Consider the following 23,008-nt stretch of genomic DNA (forward strand, 5'->3'; position numbering starts at 1 on the left):
TCCTCCTTAGCGAATATCCGGTATACGAAGCGTCACCGTCGTTCCTTCCTCGGGTTCGCTCACGATTTCAAGACCGAAAGCTTCGCCAAAATACAGGCGTAATCTTTGATTGACGTTCTGCAATCCGACGCCTCTGCCTTCTTCGTTGCGGTGCCATCTTTCTGTCAGCGCGCGAACCTGGTCCTCGTTCATGCCGACGCCGTCATCGCTCACCTCTAGGACGATCGTTCCGCCTTCCCACCGTCCCGTTACTGCGATATGGCCAAGTACAGCCTGCTGCTTCAATCCGTGATAAATGGCGTTTTCGACCAGAGGCTGCAACACGATTTTCAGCGTTTTGCATTGCAGGATGCCGGAGTCTACGTCGATGTCGTAGGTGAATTTATTCTTGTAGCGGATTTTTTGGATCGTCAAATAATTTCGGATATGCTCCAGTTCGATTTCGATCGGCACGAGCTCGTCCCCCTTGCTAATGCTCGAGCGGAACAGCTTCGCAAGCGCCCCCGTCATCTTGACAACATCGGCCATCTTCCCCATTTCGGCCATCCAAATAATCGAATCCAGCGTATTGTACAGGAAGTGAGGATGGATCTGCGCCTGCATCGCTTTCAGCTCGCTGATCCGTTTCATCTCCTGCTCCTCGACGATCTGGCTCATCAAATCTTTGATTTTGCCGATCATCAGATTAAAAGAGCGCGACAGTTTGCCGATCTCGTCTGCAGACTCCACCTCGACTCGGATATCGAAGTCACCTTTTTCGACTTTTTTCATTAAGCTTTCAAGCCGCTTGATCGGTTTGGTCAGCTTGAAAGATAAAAATACGGAAATGGACAGCGCCACGGCCAGGAAAACGATGCCGGCAAGAATCGAGGTTTCGCGAATCTCCCGCTTATTGCCGACGAGTTCATCCGGGTACGTTACGCCGATCACTTTCCAACCGTAATCGTTCGTCCGAATCGTATATATTTTGCGTTCGCCGTTCTCCCCGAGCGGGATCGAGCTGTCCTTCGTCTCGAGTAAGGTGGCGATCGACTCTGACTTTAATCGGCTGTACAGCAGCTGTTGCTGGGGGTGATAGATGAGATCTCCCGCCGGATCCAGAATAAATACGTAACCACGCCGCCCCAGCTCGAGCTGGCGGCACAGGTTATTGATGACGTTCAAGTTCAGGTCGACCATCAACACGCCGTTGCCTCTTTTGCCCGGCTCCCCCAGTTGTCGGCTGATCGATATCACCCACTTGTACTCGCCATGAAAGAGATGTTCAACATGAGAGGAACTGATCACGACTTTGCCTTTCGCCTCTAGCGCGCTGCGATACCAATCCTGGCTCTGCAAATCCTCCGCGGGCTTGTACGTCACCGTCTCCCTGTCCGAAACGATATTGCCGTTCTCCCCGGCGAACAGAATCGTCGCGATGTCTTCGCGGGATCTGACGACCGAACGGAAAAACCGGCCGATTTTCTCGTTCGCGTCTCGGCCCTCGGGAGCGAAGGCAGCTCCGGGCAGCGCCGCTTTCTCCAATTCCCCGTTGCTCATGGCCAAGGTGGAGATGCTCACCATGTTATCCAGATAAGTCTGAATGTTCGTGTTCACCTGATCGACCAATTGCTCCGCGTACGTCTTGGCGTTGTCCGTTACGGCTTCCTCTGAGAGCCGGAATGAATTGTACGTGAGCAGCACCGTCATCGCCACGATCAAGCTGGAGAAGGCAATGGCAATGCTCGTATGGATACTCTTGAAGCGAAACGGACGCCAAGTTCTCATTCAGGATATCCCCTTCTGCATACTCCGGTACTCCTTGGGCGTCAAGCCCGTATGCCTTTTGAAGATGACGCTGAAATAATGCGGGTCCCCGTATCCGACCTGCTGCGCGATTTCGTAGGTTTTGTGCGTGGTGATCGCAAGCAGCTGTTTCGCCTGCTCGATGCGGGTGCGAGTCAAATATTCGACGAAGGTCATTCCGGTATGCTGTTTAAACAACGTGCTAAAGTAACTGGTACTTATGTACAAATGGCTGCAAATGTCGTTTAATGTCAATTCCTCGTTCATGTAATGACCGGTTATGAATCGCTCCGCCTCCATCATTTGCAGCGACGCGACATTGGAGCGCTTCGCCGACATGTCCGCGAGAATACGGAGGCATTGCCCGTTCAGCCAGCTCTGTATCGCGTCCAACGTTTTCATCGCTCCGATCTGCGCAAAAACGTCGTCTTCGAAGCTGTCCTCGGGGCGTAAACCGGTTTCCGCAATCCAGTTCATCAGCGCGGCCACGAGCTTATGAATGATGCCGAAGATTTTGTCCGCCGGTTTGCCGGATGATCTTAATTCATCGAATCCGGCCTGCAGCGCGTTGGTGACGTTATCTCCGCTTCCCGTGCGCATGGCGGCAATCATTTTTTTCTCCCAATCGTTGTTGAGGGGGCGGCTGCCGCCGCTGCCGAACTCTACGTCTCGGATAGAGATCGTTCGGTTCGTTCCGAGCATGAACCGGTAGTCGAGCGCCGAAAGCGCTTCCCGAAACGAAACCGGCGAACCTTCGAGACTCGCGCCGGGACGTCCGACGCCGATCGTCATCGTCCTGTTCAAGTATTTCTCCACGCTGCGGCGAACATCTCCCGCAAGCTTCTCCGCATGAAGCGCAAGGCGTTCCGGCGAGGCCGAGATGAAGGCGGCAACCTTATGGTCGCGCGTCCGAAATACGACACCCCCGTGCTCAGTCTCGACGATTTCTTGCATAATGTTGTATGCGCCGAACCTGTGCAGTTCCAGATCGGAATCGGACAGTTTCGGGCTACCAGCCTTCGGTTCATCGAGATCGCCAACGAATGCGGCGACGGACGATCCGTCCAGGCGTATCCGGAAAGTGTCCAAGCCCGACTCCAGTTCCTCCTGCGGCATCGTCCCCGCGACGAGCCGCTCCAGAAATCGTTCCTTTAACAGCGGGAAACTCTGGTGCAATTGGCTTTTCAAGGAGGACAGATCGTTCTTGCGGGAATGCTCCTCATCGAGCTCTCGTTTCATTCCAGAGAGAAAATCAGTAAATTCTTGCAAATTAAGCGGTTTCAATAAATAATCGTTAACTTTGAGTTTAATCGCCCTTTGGGCGTAATCGAAATCTTCGAATCCGGTCACGATGACGACTTTGACGTCCCGAAAGGACTCGTAGATGAGCTGGGTCAATTCCAATCCGTCCATGAACGGCATGCAGATGTCCGTGATGACCGCATCGGGCTTCAGCGTTTCCATCGCTTCCCAAGCGTCCCGTCCGTTCTCGAAATCCCCGATTAATTCGAAACCGTATTCCTTCCAAGGAGTTTTGTATTTGATCCCTTCCCGGACCTCGTCTTCATCGTCGATCAAGATGATCTTATACATGCCCTCCCCCCTCTATCTCTTGAGTATAAGCGATTTCATTTCCATTGAATACAAGAAAGCAAGGTTGCCTCTCAAGGCAACCTTGTCTTCATTTGCGAAATCGATGATTTAGTCGTAGAGATTTGGCTTGACTTCATCCGAATCGATGTTCGTTTTGTCGTACCAGAGGAAACCAGTATCGATCGCCTTCGGAATGCTTTGGCCCTTCGCGGCTTGAACGGCCGCTTTGACCGTCTCGTAGCCGATGCCGACCGGATTCTGCGTAATTGCGCCGGCCATTTTGCCGCTGCGAACCGCGTCCGTTTGCAGTTTGCCCGAGTCGTAGCCGACCACGATAATCTGCCCTTCCTTCTTCAATTCCGTAATGGCGTTGACTACGCCGATCGCCGAGCCTTCGTTAGAACCGAAAATGCCTTTGATGTTCGGGTGAGCCTGGATAATGGCTTTCGTAAGATCCGTCGATTTCAGATGGTCCCCACCGCCGTATTGAATATCTACGATTTTGATGTCGGGATATTTCTCTTCGATCCGCTGCTTGAAACCATCGCGGCGGTCGACTCCCGTGCGGCTTGTTTGGTCATGAACGACGAGTGCGATCTCGCCTTTGCCACCGATCAGTTCGGCCATTTTATCCGCGGCAAGGGCGGCTGCGGCGACATTGTTCGTTGCCGCCGTCGCGAGAGGGATCGGGCTGTCTACGCCGGAGTCGAATCCGATGACCGGAATATTAGCCGCCTTCGCTTTCTCGAGTAAAGGCGTAGCCGCTTTGCTGTCCAACGCCGCGAACCCGATCGCGGCCGGTTTCTTGTCCAGCGCCGCTTGCAGCATTTCGATCTGCTTGTCGACTTGCGCTTCCGTTTCCGGACCTTCGAATGTAATCTCTACGTCGAACTCCTTCGCCGCCTTCTCGGCGCCTTGCTTAACCGCTTGCCAGAATTGGTGCTGGAAGCCTTTCGAGATCAGCGGAATGTACATCTTTCCGTTCGACGCCTCTTTCTTGTCGTCCTTATTACATGCGGCGAGCACGGTCCCGAGAAGCACGATCGCCAAGGTGAGCAATCCAAGCTTTTTCAATTTCATTTCGAGTCTCCCCTTCAATAGTAATGGATATTGTATATCACTCCTGATCGGAGGAAATACCGATTGTTGGCGGCCTGCGCCCGCTTAAGCTTTTCGCCGGCGCAAAATGTCCGAGTATACCGCGCCGATGACGACGAGTCCGATTATGACCGTCTGCCATTCTTGAGGAACGGACAAGATTCGCAGCCCATTCGTCAGCACGCTCATGATTAGCGCGCCAATGACGGTGCCGAGGATCGTGCCTTGACCGCCGCTTAGCGAAGTCCCCCCGATCACGACCGCGGCGATCGCTTCCAGCTCGTAGCCAGAACCAAGCGCGGGCTGTGCGGAATTGAGCCGGGAAGCCATCAGGATGCCAGCAATCCCGCTAAAGGCGCCAGTGATCGTATAGATGGCGATTTTCCAAGCATTGACGTTAACACCGGATAGACGGGTCGCTTCTTCGTTGCTTCCGAGTGCGAAGTTGTAGCGGCCGATGATCGTCTTCGTGAGAATCAAGCCAGCGACGATCGCGAGGCCGAAGAAGATCAGCACCGCGTTCGGAATCTCGACTCCGATCAGCCAATTCGTAACCGAGCCCAGCGAGAGCTTCGTAAACCCTTCTGCATGCGGTTTGTCGAAATAGATCGGTTTCGTGCCGGAGATGACAAGCGACAGACCTTTCGTTATCATCATCATCGCGAGCGTCGCGATAAACGGAGGAATCTTCATCTTCGCCACGGCCAATCCGCTGAGAAGTCCGCAGAGGGCCCCGGCCAGAATTCCTCCGGCAATGCCGTAAGGAATCTGCATATTCCAGAACGTAATAATGACGCCGGTCATCACCGAACTGAACGTCATGACCGTGCCGACGGACAGGTCGATTCCTCCCGTGATGATGACGAAGGTCGATCCGAGAGCGAGCACGCCGATGACGGCGGTCGATAGGAGGATACCTATGATATTATCGAATCGGAAAAAATTCTCGGAAGATAACGTGAACACGATCACCAAAGCAATCAGACTCGCGAAAGCAAGCAGCTGCTGCAACATGCCGGATTTGACTTGAATTTGTTTCTTGGACGTTAATGCGACTTTCATGTCGAACTCCCTCCCCGCTTCAACCCGTTCTGTCCGTGGCGAGCTTCATGATTTTCTCTTGATCCGCTTCTTCCCGAAGCAACTGACCGGTAATCCGTCCTTCGCACATGACGATGACGCGGTGGCTCATTCGAAGAATCTCGGGCAATTCGGAAGAAATCATAATGATCGATTTGCCCCGTTCCGCAAGCTCCTCGAGCAGCTTGTAGATTTCTCCCTTGGCGCCGACGTCGATGCCTCGCGTCGGTTCGTCGAAGATGAGAATGTCGCTGTCCTTGGTGAGCCATTTGCCGATGACGATTTTCTGCTGATTGCCTCCGGAGAGGAACTTTACCTTCTGATGAACGCCGGGCGTTTTCACCTTGAGCTGATCCACGATTTTTTCCCCGGAACGTTCGATCCGATCTCGGTTCATCCAGCCGACCCGATTGAATTTCTCGTACGTGGCGATCGTTACGTTCGTTTTGACGTCCATCTCCACAAGCAATCCATACCTCTTCCGATCCTCGGACAAATAGCCGATTCCTTGCCTCACCGCGTCGTGCGGGCCGCGAATGCGAACCGGTTTGCCGCGAATGAGAATTTCTCCCGAATCGATCGCATCCGCTCCGAATATCGCTCTTGCGACTTCCGTGCGCCCGGCGCCCATCAGCCCGGCGAATCCCAAAATTTCTCCTTTCTTGAGCTCGAAGCTGACGCCCCTAAGCGTCCTGCCCCGATTCAAGTCCCGCACCTCGAGTACGGTTTCTTCGGAGTCGTCTCGTGCCATCGGCTCGACGGAATGGTAGATTTCCCGTCCGACCATCATCGAGATGATCCGTTCGACCGATACTTCGCCCGTATCGACCGTATCGATATAGCAGCCGTCGCGCATGACCGTAATGCGATCAGTAATCCGTTTCAATTCGTCCATCCGGTGGGAAATATAGACGATCCCGACTCCCGAAGCTTTGAGCTGTTCGATGATTCTGAACAGTTCCTCGATTTCGCTGCTCGTTAATGCGGCCGTCGGTTCATCCATGATCAGCACTTCGGAGTTGAATGACAACGCTTTCGCAATTTCCACCATTTGTTGCTTGGCGACCGTAAGGTCCGCCACCTTGGCACGGGGATCCATGTCCAGGTTCATCTTTTTGAACAACGCCCGAGTCTGCTCCTCAAGTGCCTTTTCATCGAGCAGAAAACGGATTTTCCGGCGCGGCTCCCGGCCGATATAGATGTTCTGCGCCACCGTAAGGTGAGGCATCAAATTCAACTCCTGATGGATGATGCTGATGCCAAGCTGTTGGGCGGCTTTCGTATTCGGAATGTCGATGTCCTTCCCTTTGTAGGCAATCCGTCCCGCGTCTTTCCGATATACGCCGGTTAGCACCTTCATCATCGTCGATTTGCCGGCCCCGTTCTCCCCTACGAGGGCATGAACTTCTCCCGCCCGCAACTCGAACCTGCACTGATTCAAGGCATGCACACCCGGGAACGATTTCTCGATGCCCTCCATCAAGACGATCGGCTGATTGTCCACCCGTACACCCCCTCTGTTCTTTGCCTCTGGGCTAATTGTAGCGAGGGATCGCCGCGAACAGAATTTATTTTCTTACGCAAAAAAGGTGAGAATTTTACGATGTTGGATTTAATTGGGGTTATTTAGCTAGAAGGGAATTGTATTTGGCGAGGAATCACGGGGGTGACGGTTGTTTCCTTTTTTGGTAATCTGGATAAGTTATCGTTCCAACTATTACTTTGGGAATCCGAGGACCTCTTAATCATGACGAAAAAAAGATTTGCATTCATTGCATATGCAGCCGTTACGATCATTGCAATTCTATGCCTGTTTCCTAAATATTCATATAATGATCCGGATACTTTCTGGCATATTGAACTCGGGCAATATATGATCGAGCACGGCTCCGTATTGCATCACGCCATTCATACCTTCTATGGCGATCAATTACCTTACGTCCCTCACGAAATCGGATTTCAGATCGTAATCGCCACGATCTACAAGATATTCGGATGGACCGGGGCGTACGCGCTGACCGCGATTTCCCTGTTTCTGCTCGTACTCGGTCTATACCGCATGGCTTGCGTTTCCCGCAAGGAAATGGGAATGGAGCAGCGGCATTCGGCTTTATTTTTGCTCGTATTGGCCGTAACTGCCTGCGTCTATTACTACTATTTCGCGATGCGTCCTCAGATGATGTCGGCTTTTCTTATCGTATGGTTTTTCGTTTATTTGCGAGAATTCCGCATGGCACCCAAAACCGGCTATTCGGTTCTCCTGGTTCTGCTGTCCTTGGCCGTCGCCAACATCCATACAGGCGTATGGCTGGTTGTGGCCGTCTTCACCGGAATGGCCGTCATCGAAGCTTGGTTGGAAAAAAAAATCGACAAACGCCGAGCTTTGACGTTCGCTCTCGTCTTGTTATCCGGACTCGCGAACGTCGGCGGTCTAAAAAGCATTTTCTTCATTTTTGTCGTTACGCGGAACAATTTTAATATGAGGATCGACGAGTGGCAGCCTATCGGTTTCGCCCAGTGGGTCAACTTCCCAAGGATGTTGCTGCTGCTTGCGTTCGTCTCCATTCTCCCGTTCGTCTTGCATAGAAAACCGTTCCGTTTCATGCTCATGCTCGGCATCGTCTATTTAGGCGTATCGAATTATAAACAAAATTTGTTCATGTGGCTTTTTCTCCCTTACTTCGCGGCCACTATCGTCGATATCATCCCGCATTCGGACAAGCTTAGAACGCAATGGAGCACGCGCGCGATCTCGGTTTGCTTGGCGATCGGGCTATCCGTTAATTTGGCGATAGCTGCTTTTTTTCCTCCCCCGGTCGATCGCAAAGCGTATCCCGTCGAAGAGATGAACTATATTCTACAGCAGCAATCGGATACGGGCAGGCCAAGAGTGCTGGCTCCATACGGCGCTTCCGGGTACGTCATGTTTCGGGGAGGCGACATTCTCTGCGACGGCAGGCAGGATCCTTTTATCACTTCCGAATCCAAAGGCGTGTTCGGCTGGACCGCCTTCGAACGTTCCATGAACGGGTTTTCGGAATACTTGCCCGAAATCGTCGCCTACGACCGGCCGGATTATGTCGTAACGCGCAATAACTCTTCATACAAACACTTCGACGATTGGGTCAGCCGGTTCGGCGATCCGGTATTCAAAGGGGAGTATGGGAACGTATTTCTTACCAAAGGAATGACGAATTCCAAACCGTAAAGACAGAAAAAGGGCTTCTCCAAGGTCTGGTGACCGGGGGAAGCCCTCTTGTTATTTAGCAGCATTTCTTTCGATCATATGGTCATTTCCTGTGGGCTTAACGCTTGGGCCGCTTCGACGCGGTTCCGGCCTTGATGCTTAGCCCTGTATAACGCCTCGTCCGCAATGCGGAAAAGTTGCTCGGCATTGCTCGCGAAACCCGGATAGTGCGCGACGCCGATCGACAGCGTGACCTTGCCTCCGGTCGGGCTGTCTGTCTCCGCCATATATTTGCGAATGCGCTCGGCTTCGTGAAGCGCAACCTCGATGCTTTCGTTCGGAACGAGAATGACAAATTCCTCCCCGCCCATTCTGCAGCATTTGTAATCTTCATTGAACAACCGCCGCAGGTTATTCGCCAGAAACTTCAACACTTCGTCCCCTACGTCGTGACCGAACGTATCGTTCACAAGCTTGAAGTGATCCAGATCCAAGATGATCAGCGAAAACGGTCTGCTCATCGAAATCCAGTCTTTTATGTACTTGTCCATCGTCCGGCGATTGTTCAGTCCGGTCAGCGGATCGGTTTGGGCTTCCTGTGACAGGTTGTCGAACTGATACCGGAAGTGACGGACCGCCCTTCCGAACGCTTTGTGCAGCTCGTTCGCTTCGTAGTTCAATGAATGGATTTTCGGAAGCTCGTCCCTGCCGCTGTTGTTGGGGGAGAGCATGGAAGCGAATGAAGCCAACTTAACGAGCGGATCGGACAATTTGCGAATAATCCAATAAATCGCGATCAGGAAAATCAATAACGCAGGAAACATGTACAGCATAATTCGCAGCACAAGCTTGCTCGCAACGGTCAATACGACCTCCGTAGGCGTCTGGGCGACGATTCCCCATCCCGCTTCCCTGATGTAGGCGTAGCTAGCCAGCATATCCACGCCCTGGGAATTTACGACGCGTTCCATTCCGTTTAATCCGGCGGCGACGTGATCGATGACCGGGTTGCCTTCGACTTTCTCGCCGATGCGCGAAGAATCGGGATGGTACAACAATATCCCCTTAGAACTGACCACATAGGCGTAAGAGCCATCCGACTCGTTGGGAGCGCTCCCGAGTATCGTTTGAAAAATATTCGTTTCGTGCAGCCAGATCGACCCTCCGATAAAACCGCTATATCGGCCCTCGGAATCGTATAGAGGCTCGCTGATCATGACGATCAGCTTATTCGTCGCGGCGCTGATGTAAGGCTCGGAGATAAGCGAACGTTTCTGTTCAAGCGCTTGTTTCGTCCCGTCCGAGGCAATCAGGCTTCCCCTTTTGACCGCCGGGTTGGAGGACTCGACGAGTTTTCCGTCCTTACCGATGATAAATACGGAATTAAAAGAGGAGTTGCTCTTCTGGAACAGTTCGAGATAATCTTGGAGATCGGGCCTCGACAGGTCTTTGGCCAAATATTCTCCCGTAATCGCCAAGCCATGTTTCATATTGGCGAAGACCGCGTTCACCGTATCCGAGATCTTGTCGGCATAGACTTGATTTAACTGGAACGTGGTGTGTGTAAGCGATTGCTTTTCGCTGCTGTATGCGATGAACGAACTGATGGCCATCGTTGCCAGTACCGTCAGCGTAACGATCGCATTCACGGTTGACCTTAGTCTGAAGCCCTTTTGTAGATGCATAATCATTACCCCTATAGTTCTCTTATCTCATGTATTCGACAAAAAACCGCTTTCCCCTTGCTCCAATCGAAATTTCGGTTGTATCTTCTCGTTTTACGCGAGAACACGCAAAAAAGGCGCCCGAGGGCGCCCCGATTCGTTATGAATATTACTCTTCGGATTGAGCTTCGTTTCCGATCGACTTATCGCCATTCGCTAACCTGTTCAGCCACTTATTGATGTCGACTCCGGTGAGCGCTCCGACTGTTTCCGGCATCTTGGCGAGCAAGTCAGTCACATATCCGGTTACTTTACCTGCTCCACCGTTCGCCCCGCTTCCTCCGTCGACGATGACGATCTTCTCCGTCTTCGAGAGCGGCTCCGCGATCGCCCGCGCGATCTCCGGAAACTTCTGAACGATCATCTCGATGACCGCCGCTTCGCCGTACTTGCGCAGCGCGTCCGCGATCTTGTCCTTCGCTTCCGCTTCGGCTAAACCTTTAAGACGAATAACGTCGGCTTCGGCGGTACCTTCCGCTCTTTCCTTGTCCGCATTCGCGTTACCGGCCAATCTGACGGCTTCGGCATCCGCCTTCGCTTTCGCCTCGATCTGGTAACGGTCGGCCTCGGCCCGCTGCTCTTGGGCGAAACGCTCTGCTTCCGCCTGCTTCTTCACCGTCGCGACGAGCTCGCGTTCGCGGCGTTCGATCTCCTTGGCCTCGAGTTCGATCTGTTTCTCCCGCTCGATAACCTGAATTTGCATCTCTTCGGCTTTGACCGATTGCATCGAACGAGCTTCCTGGAGCTTATAAGCTTGGTCGGCTTCAGCCTTTTTCATGTCCTGCTCCTGCTTAAACGTCGCCTTTTTCACTTCCATCGCTTTGGCCGCTTCGGCGATATTCGTCTCCGCCGTGAATTCCGCCTTCTTGCCTTCCTCGAGTGCGATCGACTTGGCGATCTGCTCGTCCCGGTAAGCGTTCGCCTTGGCGATCTCCGCGTCCCGCTTTACCGAAGCGATCTGAGGCTGCCCGAGCGCTTCCAAATAACCGTTCTTGTCCCTGACGTCCCGGATGGTAAACGAGACGATCTGGAGACCCATTTTATTCAAGTCGCTTGCGGCGACTTCCTGCACGTTTCTCGCGAACTCTTCCCGGTTTTTATAGACGTCTTCGACGGTCATCGTGCCGAGAATCGCCCGCAGATGCCCTTCCATCGTCTGAGTGGCGATGCCCTTCAATTCCGCTTCCGGTTTATCCAGAAATTGTTCGGCAGCGGTCGCGATCGATTCCTGATCACCTTTTATCTTGATCTGGGCCACTCCATCCACCATGACCGGCACGCCGTGCACCGTGTAGACTTCGGGTGTATGTACGTCTACCGTCTGCACCTGCAGCGACAGGAAAGAAGCATTCTGTACGACCGGCCATACGAACGTGCCTCCGGCTTTTACGATTTTCATGCCATCTCGCGTCAGCGCGCCCGTTACGATCATCGCTTCGTCCGCTTTGACGGTGCGGTATCTCGAAGCGAATACGACAATAAGAAGAATAACGACGACTACGATTCCAACCGGGATATACAATGTTGCGTCCATGTTCAACCTACCTCTCTCTTATTGAATCATAAGATTCAAGTTCTATACTTTCTCCACGACGAATGTACCGGCCAGCTCGTCGACGATCCTGACCTGGGCGCCGTACGGAATCGCTTCGGAACCCGTCGATTTGGCAGGAGCGCTATGCCGGCTGCCTCCTTGCTCGTAAACGATTTCGCCCAGCCGCGACACCTCGATGGAAGTGACCACTTCCGCTTCCAGGCCGATCATCTGCTTGGCGGACATCGCCATCCCCTTCTGGGCCGCTTGCAGCGGAATGACGACCAGAAACAGCACGACCGACGATACGCCCAGCGCTACCAGAAGAGACAGACCGGCGATCAGCACCGCGGACCATCCGGTATTATGCAGCAGCATATACCCGACTCCGCCGAACACGGTAAGGAAAGTCGCAATAATGGTCGGTGACAAGAAAGGATGCTCGCCGGTATGGACGTCCAATCCGAATATGTCTCCAACTACAGCGGACAACACCGCGTAACCGACGCCGATTCCGAACAACACGATCAATAACGTCTCCAAGTTGCGTTGCACCCCCCTTCCGTTCCTTCTTGATGGTTCTACTAAGTAATACGTAAATTATGATGGAAAGTTACCCCTTTTTTCGTCAATGTCGGATATGATTCTTATATTTAGTAACTTCACTTTCCCGGGAAATGATTGCCCGCGGATGGGTCACTTCTAGTTCGGTAAAACCTATCTAAATTGCACGAAACCGCCTCTCGGGAACCTCTAATCCGGCGAAACCTATCTAAATCGTACCAAACCGTGTCTCGGGCGCCTCTAATCCGGCGAAACCTAACTAGTTCGCACGAAACCGCCTTTTGGCCACTCCTAGTTCGGAAAGCCCGACTAACCTCCGCTTTTTAGGCAAATGCAAAAGCAAGCTCCCCATGAAGGGGAGCCCGGTTCGACAAATCGCCGCTTTAATAGATTTTTTTCTGCTCGCGGTCGGCTTTCAGAATTTCCACCGCTTCCTTGAATCTCAGTGAATGGACGATCTCTCGCTCGCGCAGAAACTTCAGCGAATCCTGAATATCGACGTCATCGGTTAAGTCGATCAGCCACTGATACGTCGCTCGCGCCTTTTCTTCCGCGGCGATATCTTCATATAAATCGGCTATCGGATCGCCTTTAGCGGCTATGTAAGCAGCCGTCCAGGGTACGCCCGCGGCGTTATTATAGAACATCGCTCCGTCATGATTGGCGAAATTCGCGCCAAGACCCGCGGCTTCCAATTGCTCAGTAGTCGCATCCTTAGTCAGCTTATAAACGATATCTAAATTGCAACATAAGAAAAAGCCCTATTTGACTAGAGCTTTCGAGGATAATAACCGCTGTATGAATTTATCAAGATCAAGTTTTCCGAATACCTGTATAGTCCCCTTGCCGTCAATCGTCTTCTCGAAGGTCAATGGTTGCCCCATCATCGTTTCCGTCTTCGGCATTGGCATCACCTCTGCCTTATTTCTATGAGTATCAAGATTTGTCCAATTCATCTAGGTTGTTACGGCAAGGGCTTCAAGCTCATGTTTAGGTATTGTTGTTCCCTGTTTCTTGGCTTTCTCTATCGGGATCACCCTCCGATTGCTCGCGACCCGCTCGAAAACACCTCGTTATCATCAAATAGATAGCTTTGGAAGATTAGCCCTGTATTTGTAATAAATCGCCCTTGTGCATCCTTCGGTATCTGTTCGGCGGCTTCTGTGCTATCAAGAATAATTTGTGACAAGACATTATCCGCCCTGCCACAGATACGAAAGTCAATATTTGAGCGTATTTGCCCGCTTAGAATATCAGCCGATGGGCGTTGAGTTGCAATAATAAGGTGGATTCCAAAGGCTCGACCTTGCCGAGCAATGACAGATAAATGGCTTTCAATCTGTGAAATTAGCTCTTTTCGTTCTTTGGAAAGTCCGGTTTTATCGAGGATTTCCGCAATTTCATCACAAGCGAAGATAATACGCTTTAGATGGGTGTTTGTGGCGGTGTTATACTCGTCAATATTGGCACATTCTGCTTCACGAAATGCAGCCTTACGGCGTTGTAATTCGTCCGTTAGGCTTGTCAGCAGGTCGAGCAGATCGCTTTCATCAAAGCACATACGGCATTTTTTATGCCATGCAGCGGAAAAATCGACTCCACCCTTAAAATCGGCAATATAAACCTCTGCCCCCATTTCCACGCACTGCATTAGAAGCAGCTTTAGCAGAATGCTTTTACCCGAACCGCTAGAGCCGCCCAAAAGGATATGGGGGATTTTTGCAAGGTTGACTGTTTCTCGCCCGATTAGACTTTCTCCCAACACTAGCTCAAAACTTTCTTTACTTAGGTATTTGTCTTGCCAGCGTAGAAGTGGCGGCAGCATGGAACGTGGGGAAACGGTACATAGAATAATTCGCCGCCCGTTTTTACTTTGCTTCATATTGATAATTGTATCAATTAAAGCGCCCTTAATATTGTCTTTCTTATTCTCCCAAATGGATAGCGAGGTTTCGTTTTCATCAAACTCCCATATTGTAAGTTTAGGATTTTTGGGGTGTTTATACTTTGCAAGAAGCAAAGGCGGTTCGTGACTGTGATTTGTAAAGCCCGCTCTTATAAGGCGGTCTTGAAAAACTTTGGCTTTTAGTGGCGTTCCGATTGTGGATATGAGGCACAGCAAGCCGAGTAACAAGAACAGGGCAACAAGCCAGTCAACCGCTATTGTGAGTATAGGTAACAGTGAGAAAGCACTATCAAGCCCAACCAGCAGTTTGCCACGATAAGCCCACGCAAACGCCGCAACTAGCAAGTAGATAGCCACAAAGACATTTTTCCACCTGTGAATAGTGGAAAGTTGTCTAACCCCTGTTATGAAGCGTAAGTAAGCGGCTTTTTTTAATCTATTCCTTTCACGCCTGATTCTATCGTTTTGATTAACGTTATTCATTGAAAATGTCCTTTCCATCATTTAATGTGATTTGTTCAAAAACTTCCTCGTTTGGTCGATACTCAATATTTCGGTGTATACGCCTTAATAATGCTTGCCACGTTTCGGGTTGCTCTTTTTGAATAATGGGGTATTGAGCATTTAGAGCAAGATTGCTGATAATGTAAACCCTTGTGAAACAAGCTGTCTTGTTGGCATACCGACACCGAAGCTCTAAAGGGTATCCATCAAGCAGATTTAATAGCTCGCTAATCTTTAGTTGAGAACGGTATTCATCAAGCACGAGCGTTTCTTGTCCTGTATAGCTGTCAAAGGGGTGTTCATACTCTGTTACCCTATAAACGGCGGCATAGCCTCCCAGTTCCATTACATAGCGGGTTTTGCCAGTGCCAGTGCGTCCCCATAGATATGTCACTTCCATATTTCGGAATGTTGTGCGAAATTCTTCCGCTTTGACCGTTTGGCGAACACGTTCAATATCTGTTAGCCGTAACAGATATTCAGGATTTTGCTCCAAGATTTCGAAATTGCTTTTCCCGTCTTTTACAAGCTGATAAAGAAAATCAAGATCGGAGCGAGTGCCTGGGCGCTCTACAGGCAGTTCCCCCCATTCCTCAAATGTTGCTTTAATGGAAGTATCACTTTTGGGGTCACTTTCCCATTTTCCTGATTTTTCTACATATTGCTTGTTCTCCTTGCAACTCCCTCGTGCCTGTTCGATATGCGCCTCAGGGAAGTGTCGCTTGATAGTCGAGAACCGAACAGGGGAAGAACAAGCGATAAAAATATGAATATGCGGTGTGCCTTGCTCTCCAACTTCATCTGCCATGCAGAAGTATAGAATAGGGGTAATTTGTGACAGCTCTTTCTTGATTGCTGTATGATCTATCTGTTTCCTATTCTTAAAATTTATTGTGATTTGCCATTTGCGTGACTGTGTGTCCTTCAATTTGTCACCGTCCTTTACCATGACATATTTAAGACAAAATTCGACAAAATACAGCGGTGCGATTATGCGACATTGCGACAGAGGTTGCCTAAGGGTAATACTAGCCCTTAGGCAACCCCGCCACAGGGCAGTTTTCCTAAGGGAAAACCGCCTGCGACGGGGTTATGCCGATTGACTACAATCTTATAGCAGCAGTTTATTGGCTGCTGCTTTTCAGATTTAGCGGTGCTTTGCTAGGGCTTTCCTGGGCCAAGCTAATAGAAGCTATCAGTATAGTGCCAACAGCATAAGTGCCCTCAATAGGGGTTTCACGACTGTCCGTATTAAGGAACTCGAATGGTTGCCCTGCTTTGTTTCTACCACTACTGATCTCTGCTATTCCCGACATAGGTTTACCTGTGGTCTTGTCATGCCAACTACCTGTAACTAAGTATCTTTTTTCCATTTCAAAATCTCCTTTTTTCATTGCTGAACGTTCAGCTCCAACAGTTCAGCGTTTATTAGTGTGACAAAGGATCCCTTGCAATGTTCATTGTACGGAAAAAAGGTGTGTAAATCTGCCAAATTGCGGTGTAGCCCTATATGCAAATGTAAGTATTCAGATATAGGTACATTACCAATATAAATTGATAAGTACGCACATGTTGTGTATGATGAGGGAAATAACTTGGAGGTAAATATTATGAATTCAACGTTACCTAAATCTCGTTTAGCGGAATTAAGAAAGGAATTTGGTCTTACACAAGAAAAAATCGCTGAAGAACTAGGAATTAACAAGAACACTGTAAGCAGTGTAGAAACCTCAAGACGTTTTCTTACTATTGATAAAGGAATTGAGATAGCACAAAAGTATGGTGTTACCCTTGATTGGCTGTATGGGTTAAAGGACGCAGCTAAAGATGATAATGTATTAGATAACTTTCGTTCTTTCTTTAGTCTAGGGAAGCTTACAATACCAATTGAAACTAGGAGTGTGTTGAGTGAAACTTCATTTTTAACTATGCATCTTTCAAACGTGGTAAGGGATTATCTTTTGGAAATGAAAGAGATTGAAAGAATTAACGAGGAAAAGGATTTGCCCGAACCTGCTTACAAGGCTTGGAGTGAAAGTGTCAAAGCTAAATATTTAAAAGAGCTAGAGGAAAAAGGAGCAGGGGAAACAGCCGAATTTGTTTTGATTATGAATGATGAGCATTTCGGCTCTGACGTTGCCTATTGCATAGCTCGCAGACAACTACCAGAATTATCCGCCCGAGTTGCAATGGACAAGATGAATTTTGATAAGGAGTAGATTCACCGTTCCAAACCTCGTTTGAAATTACTATTGTTTGTTCCCAATGTTTTACGCCGACGAATTACACAATCGAAATAAAAAAAAGAGACATCCTCGCAATTCAAAAAAAAATAAAACGGGGATCGAGCTGCCGATTATGGCTGCCCGATCCCTTCCTATTGGAGTAAGTGACCCCTGCCAGGGCCATCACACTAAACAGTTTGCAAGATGAAACCTGGATCCTCTTCTACCTAATCCTTGAGGATAAAAATCCTCTGTACCGCTTCGAAAAATGGAGCCACTTACATAAGCACCCTTTTGGAGACAATATCCCCTCCAAACGAAGCAGAGAAATATTCGCTTCCATTACCGAAGAAGCCAAAAGCCAATTCTTCCGCTTGCAAGGAAAGCGGCGAGTGGACAAAGAATATTGGGCTTATGACATCACCTCTATCTCCAGCTATTCTGAGGATTGCGCCAAGTTCAATACAGAAGGAATAAAGAAGGTGATCAACTTGCGCTGGAGAGACCTCCGACCTGCCGTTCTACTGCCACAAGCTGGCGGGGAACATTCCTGACGCGAAGACCATCACGAATTTACTCTCTGATTTCTCTTCATCCGGGTTTTCTAATGAAGCTGGTGATGAACCGCAGCTTCTACAGCGAAAGCAACATCAACCTGCCTTATAGGGCACACTTGAAGTAATTGATTTCGACCAAGATGTCCCTCGGTGGATTTGCGTAATTGCCCGCACTACTCGTGCACTTGCCGGCTGATAGCACAACAGCGCATGTATGCTCCTCTCGCGGTGTTCGCTTTATAAGATACTTTCTCTTAATAAATATCCATGTATTGAACCTCGTTCAATCATGAAATCAAGAATCGGAATAATCTTGTTTTTCAATCTTATTTCTTCTTTGATTTTTTGTCTATTAATGAAGATATATTTTCTCAAGAACATTTCCAAATAGTATAAGGTATTTGATTCTAAATCATCAAGATATAAAGACTTGTTATTCGATACAATTGTATGAAGCCACTCAATACCTTCATCTTTAAAATTGCTTCCGATTGAATTCAAAATTTTGATAATAGAATACAATACAGATGGAATATTTCCAATTTCTTTAGAAGCGCTATTATAGAGAGTCAAATTTTCCTTTTTTAAGCTACGCCACTCTTCAATTCCTTCACGCCACCAACGCCATGCGAACAAGTAATTTATTATGATTTCTTTTAAATGATAGCTACGTGGATTTGAACATAGTTCTTTTATTTTAGGGTAGAGGTTATTCCAAATATGCCAAAATTGTTCATAACTGTTTAGGTAATCTTCCGCAAATACTAATTCTTCAATAAATGAAGCCGTTTCTTCTGTTGAAGAAAACGAATCAACAAATGGTTTTAGAAACACATCAATTTCACTTTTTTCTCTTTGTAAAATGAAATGAGCAAACTTTTTGAAAATATGTTTGCGTATCAAGTAAATGTTAGAGTCGTCCCCCGAATCATCTTTGTAACTTCTTCTGTCTATTAATAACTGTGAAGCTAATGAAGGCAACGATTTCGTATAAATGTCTAAGTGAATTTTATCTTTCGTCTCAGAAGGAATTATTTGAAGAACTATTTCCAAGTCATGAATATCCAGTGAGGCAATATTATTAATATCAAATGATATATTTTCAAAAGTGAAATCATCATTTATCTTGCCTAACCTTTCAAAAATTGAATTTTTAGAAATTCGTCCCCAACCTTTTTCTTTCCTTATTTCAGCAATGATACTTTTATAAATCGGTTTGATTTTTATATAACCAAACAAAATGGATTGTGCAACTTTTGAATCTTGTTCCCATAATTTTGATTTGTGAATTGATTCAATAACGTAGTCACATATTCTCTTGTAATGCCCAATTGATGTTTCATCTAAAAGTGCCAAAACCATTATCGAAACATAATCTTCTGTTTCTTCTGGATGTTCAATTACTAATGCTGGAATTGCATGGACAGCTGCTTCAACTCCGTCACTAATTTGATAGCCATAATCATCTGCAAAAAGATTAGATATAGTTGCAAGAACTATTTCTTTGCAAAAAGCCTTATCTTCTTTTGATAGTTTGTCTTTGTGCTCAAGTAATAATTTTGAACATGAAAACGCAGGTATGGAATGATCAAACATACCTATTCCGTTTCGTCCCTCTTTCAGTTCTTCAACAAGTTGTTTTGTTTCGGATAATGCTAAAAGAGGATTGTTGTCATATTCCTCTTGTTTTGTGGTTTTAGTTTGATTTCTTGCACCAACCAAAAAATCTGCCCACACTCTTAGCGAAGAATATTTTAAAACATCTTGGTATTGATTTAAGGCTTCTTCACTTTCCTTTTTAAGTTCATCAGAAAGCTCTTTGGGACTAAATTCTATTCGTAAATGGTTTTCGTCATGTTTTGATACTTTTGGTATTAAATTTCGTCTGTCCATTCTTGCCAACAAAATTCCGTAAGACTTACTTGTTGGGGCGCTTGATTTATGTTGGTCAATTATCTCAAACAATTTTCCGATGAATTCTGTGTTTTCTTCATCTGTAAAACCTTTTACGCCAAATAGCTGATAATTCAAAAACAATGATTCTAAATTTGAGTTTCTATGTGTATCCTCACAAGTTTTCAATCTTTCATCTGTGTATAAAATATCTCTGATTTTATCCATTCCATATCCTATTGAATACAGTGATTTTATGTGAAATTCATTTGTGCACCTGGAAGTGTCCAAATGAAAAAATTCTATTGTTTTGAATAAAATCAAAGCAACATCATAAAACTTATCAGGATTTGCAAGCACAACGCTACAAACTATAGAAGTAAAAGAAGTTGAATTTGATTGATTAAGAATTCGTAGAAGTATATCCTGAATTAATTCAGAATCTAAAATTTGAGAATAATCCAGAAGAATTTTTTCTAATGCCATATGTATCGACTGCAATACGTTTGGAACAACAGGGCTTCCGTTGCCACGATACATACTCCATATAGCACCGCTCAAATACTGTGTTACTTCCGTTCCATTAGTGTGTAATGTAACTTTTACGACATCTTCTTTTCCATAATCAGATTTACTATAAGATTCAACAGCCCTATTCGTAAAATCTATGATAAAATCAAGCGTTTTGTAGAATTCTATTTGTAATAACCATTTTACTGGGGTTTGATTAGCACTTGAAGGAAAATAATTGAATTCATGTTTTTCTGCTAGGCCATATCTACTTTCCATTGTTTCTCTATCATATCCAAATCTGTCTTTCTTTTTCGGCTGTTTTTGCCAAAACAAATCACACAATTGAATAACGGATAGCGGAAGTGTTTTAATTAATTCAGCTGCTATGTATGGTTTTTCTAAAATTTTAGAGCAAAGTCCTTCGTATGGGTCTCTGTGTTCAGTCCATTTATTTGAAACGACTTTGTCAAATATTTCTTTTAGTTCTGATTTTAGTTCATTGGCTGCATTGAAAACCACTTTCATTATATTTTCTTCTGTAACTTCTTGCATATAGAAGTTTTCTTCAGTTTCAGTTTTTTGAATTAAACTCAAAGCTAGTAAGCCTGCGTATCTTGTTGTTTCTCCTATTTTGTTGAAGTCGCACCAATCAGTTAATACTGGCAAAACAAGTTTTAAATTTCTATCAAAAAAGTCAGATTTATGTTTGTAAATAAGGGCAATTACTTCTTCCCAACCTTTTCCTTTAGGTTTTATGATTTCAATATTTTGAATTGCTGAAATATCAGTGCAAGCAATTCTTAGTAGAAACAAAATTCGTTTTAGTATCTCAAAATCATTTGCAATGAATTCCTTTTCGAAAAAATTAAAGAATGTTTCCGAGTACTCCGACAGTAAAACAGAAACTAAAATTTCATCTTTCCAAAATTGTGTTACCTCAACGTTTGTGAATGCATCGTGAATAAAACTTTCTATTTCTTTACTGTTTTCAGATAAATGGTCAGATAACCACAATCTAAATGCTCTGCGAATTGGTAATGAATTTCCTAAGTCGTCGAAAAATTCTTTTGTATTTGAATGATTCGAAAAACTGCGGGAAACTATTTTGTTCAACGTCCATTCTTCATAAATGTCATGTGTAATGAAATATCCGTTATGCGTGTCGTCATATCCAAGTAATTCGTCTTGCTTTAATTGAAATAATGCTGATTGCGGCAAACTATCTGCATTGATATAAAATCTTCCTGTTTCACATCTTTGTTTTGCAATGCTGATTATACACCTTTCTCTTTCAAGATGAAGGTTGTCTTTTTGAACAGTATTTTGTATTCTCTTTTTCCAAAGCAAGTCAATAAATCCATTATAGTTTCCTTGCTTGTCAATGTTTGAATACTGTTGAACATACTCTCTTAGATAAAACAAGTTTCTAAGTCGTTCTAAGAATTTTTGATTATCGGGAAGTGAGAATTTGAATTCATCTGCTATTAATTTTAGTTCATCCGCACCAATTAAAGAAACGTCATTCACCTCAAATGGCAACTGATAATTCTCCTTGATGTGAAAAGCTAAATCGTTAAGATAAGCATAGCGTGTTGTAAAGATGATATTCCAAGCACTCTCTTTTAACTTTTGTATTAGCGTAGTGAGAATGTCGTTGTTAGAAATCTCTGCGAGTTTTTCTGCGGAATCAATTACAAATATTTTAAGTGGTTCATCTTTGTAGGCATTGAGAAATTCTGAAAATGTAAATTTGTGGTTAAAGCGAAATATGTCGTTAATGTGATTTGCATTTAGTTCATTTGCTTTAAAAACACAAATTGGTATTTTGTTAAAATAAGCATTATAAAACTCCTTCAAGATTGAGGTTTTACCGCATCCGCCTTCGCCTGAAATAATTATGTTTTTTTTCTTTTGAGAAGTATTTGCTATTGCTTCAACAACAGAACTTCGGTCAATTTTAATTTGTTTGTCTCCAAAAGATATTTCTGTTTGAATTGCTTGTAATATATTCTCGTTGTGTTTATAAATTTCATCAAGCAAATCTCCTTCGTTTGGGTCAAGGCTGAAAAAAATGTCATTGATGTATTTGTTGTCAGGCAAAGACAATTGTAGTTCAAAATGACTTGGAACTCGCCATTGAATATTAATTCCTTCTGTCTTAGCGGCTTTCTCAATGTCTAATTGGTATTGAGGTTTCTTCTTGCTTTTAATGGTGCTTTCGGAAAGTTCTTTGTTGATGTATAGAAGTAATTCGTCTAAGTGTTTGTTTTTAGCTTTGGCCTTCTTGATTGAATCTATTATGTCATCTTTGTTGTCAGTGATTGAGGTTGTGTAATATTTAGATTGAAAGCCAAAATATTTACCGTCTTTTTCGATCGTTTCTGTCTCAATTCCTGTTTGGTTTTTATAGCGAAATAATCCAATTCGATTATTAAACTCTGCACAGAAAAGCAAATAAGACATTTGTTCAAATGCCCACGTCTCTCGATTGTCGAATTTCACACCAAAAATTTTCCAATTCATTCATTTGCACCTTCCTTGTATGTACTAGCCCGCCACGGACGGCGGTCGCCTTGGGGCGGGGACTAGGAATTCTTCTATCAAAATTCAATTTACTTCCCTTGTCTTGATGCTCTGACTTTCGCACAACGTGCACGTATTCACGAACCCTCACTGGCTTGAGGGTCCGACGGACTTAGCCAGTGCAGGGTTGTCCGGCTGAAATCGCTTCCCTAAATCCTTCTGTCGGACCGAGGGCCGGATGGCCAATGCGTGAATATGGTTTATCCGATGCTGCTTCTTCTTTGAATAACAAACAAATTACTATTCAATCAATATTATCAAG

The 23,008-nt window shown here is 46.3% G+C and carries 14 protein-coding genes and 2 pseudogenes; 3 read left to right on the forward strand and 13 right to left on the reverse strand.

All coding sequences use genetic code 11. The features are described 5' to 3' along the window. Positions 1-6: 6 nt before the first annotated feature. The 5 genes from FPZ45_RS18445 to FPZ45_RS18465 form a co-directional block, all read right to left on the reverse strand. A complete protein-coding gene (locus tag FPZ45_RS18445; RefSeq protein ID WP_144705194.1) occupies positions 7-1,767 on the reverse strand; it encodes a cache domain-containing sensor histidine kinase in 1,761 nt (586 codons plus the stop codon). Continuing rightward, positions 1,768-3,378 carry a response regulator gene (locus FPZ45_RS18450; protein ID WP_144705196.1) on the reverse strand — a complete coding sequence of 537 codons (1,611 nt, stop codon included), beginning with the start codon at positions 3,376-3,378 and terminating at the stop codon, positions 1,768-1,770. It abuts the gene before it with no gap. A 108-nt stretch (positions 3,379-3,486) separates the two neighbouring features. Beyond that, on the reverse strand, positions 3,487-4,458 hold the full coding sequence (locus FPZ45_RS18455) for an ABC transporter substrate-binding protein (RefSeq protein WP_144705198.1): 972 nt from the start codon (positions 4,456-4,458) through the stop codon (positions 3,487-3,489). Between the two features lie 84 nt (positions 4,459-4,542). After that, complete coding sequence (locus FPZ45_RS18460) at positions 4,543-5,538, reverse strand: ABC transporter permease (RefSeq protein WP_144705200.1); 996 nt, start codon at positions 5,536-5,538, stop codon at positions 4,543-4,545. 19 nt (positions 5,539-5,557) lie between these two features. Beyond that, on the reverse strand, positions 5,558-7,036 hold the full coding sequence (locus FPZ45_RS18465; RefSeq protein ID WP_144705398.1) for a sugar ABC transporter ATP-binding protein: 1,479 nt from the start codon (positions 7,034-7,036) through the stop codon (positions 5,558-5,560). A 267-nt stretch (positions 7,037-7,303) separates the two neighbouring features. Here FPZ45_RS18465 and FPZ45_RS18470 point away from each other — a divergent pair, with 267 nt between their 5' ends. After that, positions 7,304-8,764, forward strand: a complete 1,461-nt coding sequence (locus FPZ45_RS18470) for a hypothetical protein (RefSeq protein ID WP_144705202.1) — start codon at positions 7,304-7,306, stop codon at positions 8,762-8,764. A gap of 74 nt (positions 8,765-8,838) precedes the next feature. Here the strand turns inward: FPZ45_RS18470 and FPZ45_RS18475 are convergent, their stop codons facing one another. The 7 genes and pseudogenes from FPZ45_RS18475 to FPZ45_RS18505 form a co-directional block, all read right to left on the reverse strand. Then, on the reverse strand, positions 8,839-10,428 hold the full coding sequence (locus tag FPZ45_RS18475; protein WP_186438456.1) for a sensor domain-containing diguanylate cyclase: 1,590 nt from the start codon (positions 10,426-10,428) through the stop codon (positions 8,839-8,841). A 148-nt stretch (positions 10,429-10,576) separates the two neighbouring features. Beyond that, entirely contained in the window at positions 10,577-12,001 is a 1,425-nt protein-coding gene (locus tag FPZ45_RS18480; RefSeq protein WP_144705206.1) for a flotillin family protein, read from the reverse strand. A gap of 42 nt (positions 12,002-12,043) precedes the next feature. Then, entirely contained in the window at positions 12,044-12,544 is a 501-nt protein-coding gene (locus tag FPZ45_RS18485; protein WP_144705208.1) for an NfeD family membrane protein, read from the reverse strand. Positions 12,545-12,948: 404 nt separating this feature from the next. Further along, positions 12,949-13,299, reverse strand: a pseudogene (locus FPZ45_RS18490) (manganese catalase family protein); the annotation flags it as partial. 299 nt (positions 13,300-13,598) lie between these two features. Then, positions 13,599-14,954, reverse strand: coding sequence for an FtsK/SpoIIIE domain-containing protein (locus FPZ45_RS18495; RefSeq protein WP_186438457.1), 1,356 nt, complete (start codon positions 14,952-14,954; stop codon positions 13,599-13,601). Continuing rightward, on the reverse strand, positions 14,947-15,903 hold the full coding sequence (locus FPZ45_RS18500; protein WP_222430788.1) for a hypothetical protein: 957 nt from the start codon (positions 15,901-15,903) through the stop codon (positions 14,947-14,949). Before FPZ45_RS18500 ends, FPZ45_RS18495 begins: the two co-directional genes overlap by 8 nt. 196 nt (positions 15,904-16,099) lie before the next feature. Then, the gene (locus FPZ45_RS18505) at positions 16,100-16,369 is read right to left on the reverse strand and encodes a hypothetical protein (protein WP_144705216.1); all 270 of its coding nucleotides are present in this window, start codon (positions 16,367-16,369) and stop codon (positions 16,100-16,102) included. Positions 16,370-16,585: 216 nt separating this feature from the next. On the opposite strand from FPZ45_RS18505, the gene FPZ45_RS18510 reads away from it, so the two are divergent. Then, positions 16,586-17,194, forward strand: a complete 609-nt coding sequence (locus FPZ45_RS18510) for a helix-turn-helix transcriptional regulator (RefSeq protein WP_144705218.1) — start codon at positions 16,586-16,588, stop codon at positions 17,192-17,194. A 221-nt stretch (positions 17,195-17,415) separates the two neighbouring features. After that, positions 17,416-17,879 (forward strand): annotated as a pseudogene (locus FPZ45_RS25565) (IS1634 family transposase); the annotation flags it as partial. Positions 17,880-17,994: 115 nt separating this feature from the next. On the opposite strand, the gene avs4 reads toward FPZ45_RS25565, so the two are convergent. Beyond that, positions 17,995-22,686: an AVAST type 4 anti-phage nuclease Avs4 gene (gene avs4 / locus FPZ45_RS18520; protein WP_144705222.1), complete on the reverse strand. Its 4,692-nt coding sequence runs from the start codon at positions 22,684-22,686 to the stop codon at positions 17,995-17,997. Positions 22,687-23,008 lie beyond the last annotated feature (322 nt).

Origin of the sequence: Cohnella terricola (genome assembly GCF_007786475.1) — a bacterium.
In the GTDB taxonomy this organism is placed as follows: Bacteria; Bacillota; Bacilli; order Paenibacillales; family Paenibacillaceae; genus Cohnella; species Cohnella terricola.